The following is a 4,554-nucleotide window of genomic DNA, read 5'->3' as shown; positions in this document are numbered from 1 at the left end:
GTATCAAGCGGCGGGTGCCGACGGGTTGTTTGCGGCAGGTGTCTCGGCAGAGTACGAAATCGCCGCGCTGTGCCAGGGTACGACGTTGCCGGTGAATGTGCTGGGCCTGCCGGGGTTGCCATCGCTTGAAGCATTGAAAGCACTGGGCGTGCGGCGTTTGAGTGCCGGATCGGGCATCGCCGAGTTTTTATATGGCGCCATGGCCGGGCTGGCCAAGAGTTTTCTGGAGACCGGCAAACTCGACAGCAGTCATCTCAAGGCTTTTACATACGGTGAAGTTAACGCCTTGCTGAAAACCACTGGAAACGCTTGATCGCCATGCCCGATCCCTATCTGCCGGCGACCCGGTTTTTAGCGTCCCTCGACGCAGACTGGGCACGCCACATCGCGGCTATAGGCCCGTGCCTGCACCAGCCCCATGCGGCCCGCGATCCGTATGAGTCGCTGGTGCGGGCGATTGCCTATCAGCAACTGCACGCCAAGGCCGGGGATGCAATTGTCGGGCGGTTGCTGGCGTTGTTTCCGTCAGGGGCATTCCCGCGGCCGGAACAGATTCTGGCGACCGGCTTCGATCAACTGCGCAGTTGCGGGTTTTCGGCGGGCAAGATCGCGACCATTCAAGGAATTGCCCAAGCGACGCTGGACGGGGTGGTGCCGGAGTATGCGACAGCGTTGGCGATGGAGGATGAGGCGTTGATCGAGCGCTTGATTACCTTGCGCGGGGTTGGCCGCTGGACGGTTGAGATGTTGCTGATTTACAGCCTCGAACGACCGGATATTCTGCCGGGCGATGACTTTGGCGTGCGTGAAGGGTATCGACGGTTGAAAGGGCTGGAGGTGCAGCCGACACGTAAGCAGATGGTTGAAATCGGGTTGACGTGGAGCCCGTATCGGACGGTGGCGGCGTGGTATTTGTGGCGGGTGCCGTCCCGATAGACCGCGTTATCGTTCATCGCGGGCAAGCCACGCTCCCACAGGGATTTTGTGAACACCGAAGATCCACTGTGGGAGATTCTATGTTGCAGGCCAACCCTGCCGCTGAAAGTCTAAGCTTTGCAGATAAGCCCAAAACTCGCAGGAGGCAACCATGCAGCTAGAAGGCTCCTGCCATTGCGGCGCCGTGTCATTCAGCCTGAACAGCGCCCACCCCTACCCTTATCAGCGTTGCTACTGCTCGATCTGTCGCAAGACTCAGGGCGGTGGCGGTTATGCAATCAACCTCGGGGGCGATGCCAAGAGTTTGAAGGTACGCGGCCGCAAGCACATCGCGATTTACCATGCGCGTATCAAGAATGAAGGCGATAAACGAGCGCACAGCAGCAGCGCCGAACGGCATTTCTGCGCCCTTTGCGGGACCGGCCTATGGCTATTCAGTCCTGAATGGCCGGAATTGATCCACCCGTTTGCGTCCGCCATCGACACCCCGTTGCCGGTCCCGCCAGAGCACACGCACTTGATGCTCGGTTCAAAAGCGCCGTGGGTGGAAGTCGAGGCGCAGTCTGGCGATCAGCAGTTCGAGGTCTATCCCGAAGAGTCCATCGCCGATTGGCATGAACGCTTGGGTTTAACTCGCTGAGAGGTGTTGCGGTGGTGCTGATGGCCTCATCGCGAACAGGCTCGCACACAGGGGACCGCATTCCAGATGTGGGAGTGAGCCTGCTCGCGATGATACTTAACCTTACAAGGACTCAGGCCGCAGCGGGCACGCCACTGTGGAAGCGAAATTCCACATCCGGCGACTCGATCAGATCCTGCTCTGCCGCGCGGACCTTATCGATCACTTGCGCGATGTCCTTGGCGTCCCCGTACTGGTAAGCCAGTTTCAGGTAACCCTGAAAATGTCGGGCCTCGCTTTTCAGCAGACCGAAGTAAAACTTGCCCAGTTCTTCGTCCAGATGCGGCACCAGCGCCTCGAAACGCTCGCAGCTGCGTGCTTCGATAAAAGCGCCCACCACCAGTGTATCCACCAGTTTCACCGGCTCATGGCTGCGCACCACTTTGCGCAGGCCCGAGGCGTAACGCCCGGCGGACAACTGGCGCAGCTCGATCTTGCGCTTTTTCATCAGGCGCATGACTTGTTCATGGTGCACCAGCTCTTCCCGCGCCAGGCGCGACATCAGGTTGATCAGGTCGACATGGGAGTGGTACTTGGCAATCAGGCTCAGCGCCGTGCTGGCGGCCTTGAATTCGCAGTTCTTGTGGTCGATCAGCAACGTTTCCTGATCGGCCAGTGCCGCCTGCACCCAGCCGTCAGGGGTACGGCAGCCGAGGAACTCGTGAATTTCGGGAAGGATCATGGGGCTCACGGATAAAGGGTTCAAAACCGAAGGGCGCCGATTATACCGGCCTGCGGGCAGACCACCAGTCGCCAACCGTTGATATGCATCAAGTACCTGGTTGACGAGCAGCAACTATAGTTGTGCAACGCCGTGCTTTTTACCCGTTTATGGAGATCCCGATCATGCAAGCCATTCGCAGCATTCTGGTGGTCATAGAACCCGAACATTCGGAGAGCCTGGCGCTAAAGCGGGCCAAATTGATTGCCGGTGTGACCCAGGCCCACCTGCACCTGCTGGTCGGCGATCCAAAGCATGATCACGGCGGCATGTTGGGCGTGCTCAAGGCCGCTCTGATAGCCGACGGCTACAGCGTCACGACCGAGCAGACGTGGAATCAGAGCCTGCACCAAACCATCATTGATGTGCAGCAAGCCGAGGGATGTGGGCTGGTGGTCAAGCAGCATTACCCGGACAACCCGCTGAAAAAGGCCCTGCTCACCCCGGATGACTGGAAACTGCTGCGTGAATGCCCGACACCGGTGCTGCTGGTGAAAACCGCCGGTTCCTGGAGAGACAAAGTCATTCTGGCCGCCGTCGACGTGGGTAATAGCGATGGCGAACACCGTCACCTGCACAACACCATCATCGATTATGGCTATGACATCGCCAGCCTGGCCAAGGCGCATCTGCACGTGATCAGTGCGCATCCGTCGCCGATGCTGTCATCGGCCGACCCGACGTTCCAGCTCAAGGAAACCATCGAAGCGCGCTATCGGGAGCAGTGCCGGGCCTTCCAGGCGGAATTCGACATCGACGAGGCGCATTTGCATATCGAGGAAGGTCCGGCGGATGTGCTGATCCCGTTCATGGTGCACAAACTGCAGGCGGCGGTGACCGTGATCGGCACCGTTGCGCGGTCCGGGTTGTCGGGGGCTTTGATCGGCAATACGGCGGAAGTGGTGCTGGATAAGGTGGAAAGCGATGTGCTGGTGCTCAAGCCACAGGAGATTGAGGATCATCTTGAGGAATTGGCGCAGCATTGAAATAGGCGGTGTCGAAGCAGACGCCTTCGCGAGCAAGCCCGCTCCCACATTGGTCTTGTGAACGACACTGATCCCCTGTGGGAGCGGGCTTGCTCGCGAAGCTTTTAGGCGCCGAAGGCGTCTTTCAGGAATCCYGGTGCGATGTACCGTTGGTAATGCGCCTCAGAGAGCAAGAAAAATTCCCGATCAATGGCATAGCGCAATTCCGGCAGGTTCCAGTCGCGAAATTCCGGCATCAGCACCATCCCGTAGGCCTCCAGGTTATTGATCACTCGCGCCCCACGGGCAATAAGCTGATACGCCCAGCAATACTCCGACTGATGCGGCACAAATCGAATCTTGCGTTGCTCCAGTTGCAAACGCAGGCGCTGAGGGTCGAAAACCTCCAGCTTGCTGGCCATCACTTGGGACAGCAATTGCTCGAGACGCAGCCACACCGCGCGCTTTTCCGCCTCGTTGTAACCATTCCAGTTGATCACTTCATGGTGGAAACGCTTGCAGCCACGGCACACCAAATCACCGTAAACGGTGGAGCAAAGGCCGACGCAGGGGGTCTTGATGGTCTGATTGGGCATAGGTAGGCAAAACACGGAAAAGCAGGACAGGTCCGCATGTTAGCCCTTTGTCTAACATTCATCACCCCTCAAAGTTCAGGGGCTAACTTACGTTTATATTTTTTTTGCCGTAGAATCAGCCAGCCTTTTAAGGCGCCAATGTCCGTTAGAAGCTGTTTTCAAAGCGTCACGAGCACAGTCGTTCCTTCAGAGCGGTGTTGGCGAAGGGTTTTTCCAGCGGGGAAAAGCTCAGCGCCAACCCTCATCAGCTCCCGTTCTGCAGGCGTAAAACTTTGAAAGCAGCTTCTGTAAGGAATTGTCGGTAATTCTGGCTAAATGGCTCACAACGCCATGCAGCGCATGAGTACGGCAATTCGGGATGAGCGTCCCGGACACCCATTTGGGACCACTGATGAGGGTAATAACTGTGCTTGAAGCCTACCGCAAACATATCGAAGAGCGTGCAGCACTGGGTATCGTTCCCCAGCCGCTTAACGCCGAACAAACTGCAGGCCTGATCGAGCTGCTGAAGAATCCCCCGGCTGGCGAAGAAGCTTTCCTCGTTGACCTGATCACCAATCGCGTTCCACCTGGAGTGGACGAAGCCGCCTATGTAAAGGCCGGCTTCCTGTCCGCCCTCGCCAAAGGCGAAGCCCAATCCCCTCTGATCGACAAGAA

7 protein-coding genes are annotated in these 4,554 nt (G+C 58.0%); 5 read left to right on the top strand and 2 right to left on the bottom strand.

What is annotated here, in order from left to right:
• The 3 genes from AC1DRJ_RS19730 to AC1DRJ_RS19720 all read left to right on the top strand — a co-directional run.
• A partial coding sequence (locus AC1DRJ_RS19730; RefSeq protein WP_477803625.1) for an isocitrate lyase/phosphoenolpyruvate mutase family protein occupies nucleotides 1–313 on the top strand: 313 nt, incomplete at its 5' end.
• Nucleotides 314–318: 5 nt separating this feature from the next.
• Nucleotides 319–936, top strand: coding sequence for a DNA-3-methyladenine glycosylase family protein (locus AC1DRJ_RS19725; protein ID WP_477803624.1), 618 nt, complete (start codon nucleotides 319–321; stop codon nucleotides 934–936).
• Between the two features lie 151 nt (nucleotides 937–1,087).
• The gene (locus tag AC1DRJ_RS19720; RefSeq protein WP_477803623.1) at nucleotides 1,088–1,576 is read left to right on the top strand and encodes a GFA family protein; all 489 of its coding nucleotides are present in this window, start codon (nucleotides 1,088–1,090) and stop codon (nucleotides 1,574–1,576) included.
• Nucleotides 1,577–1,688: 112 nt separating this feature from the next.
• Here the strand turns inward: AC1DRJ_RS19720 and AC1DRJ_RS19715 are convergent, their stop codons facing one another.
• Entirely contained in the window at nucleotides 1,689–2,297 is a 609-nt protein-coding gene (locus AC1DRJ_RS19715; protein ID WP_157712979.1) for a MiaE family protein, read from the bottom strand.
• A gap of 164 nt (nucleotides 2,298–2,461) precedes the next feature.
• Here AC1DRJ_RS19715 and AC1DRJ_RS19710 point away from each other — a divergent pair, with 164 nt between their 5' ends.
• Nucleotides 2,462–3,322, top strand: coding sequence for a universal stress protein (locus tag AC1DRJ_RS19710; RefSeq protein ID WP_477803622.1), 861 nt, complete (start codon nucleotides 2,462–2,464; stop codon nucleotides 3,320–3,322).
• A gap of 104 nt (nucleotides 3,323–3,426) precedes the next feature.
• On the opposite strand, the gene AC1DRJ_RS19705 is transcribed toward AC1DRJ_RS19710, so the two are convergent.
• Entirely contained in the window at nucleotides 3,427–3,897 is a 471-nt protein-coding gene (locus AC1DRJ_RS19705; RefSeq protein ID WP_477803621.1) for a DUF1289 domain-containing protein, read from the bottom strand.
• 406 nt (nucleotides 3,898–4,303) lie between these two features.
• Here AC1DRJ_RS19705 and AC1DRJ_RS19700 point away from each other — a divergent pair.
• Nucleotides 4,304–4,554: hypothetical protein (locus AC1DRJ_RS19700; RefSeq protein WP_477803626.1), on the top strand; the 251-nt coding region annotated here is incomplete at its 3' end.

Source organism: Pseudomonas sp. P5_B2 (assembly GCF_056400445.1).
Note: the sequence above shows the minus strand (reverse complement) of the source record. Positions and strands in the feature narration are given on the sequence as shown.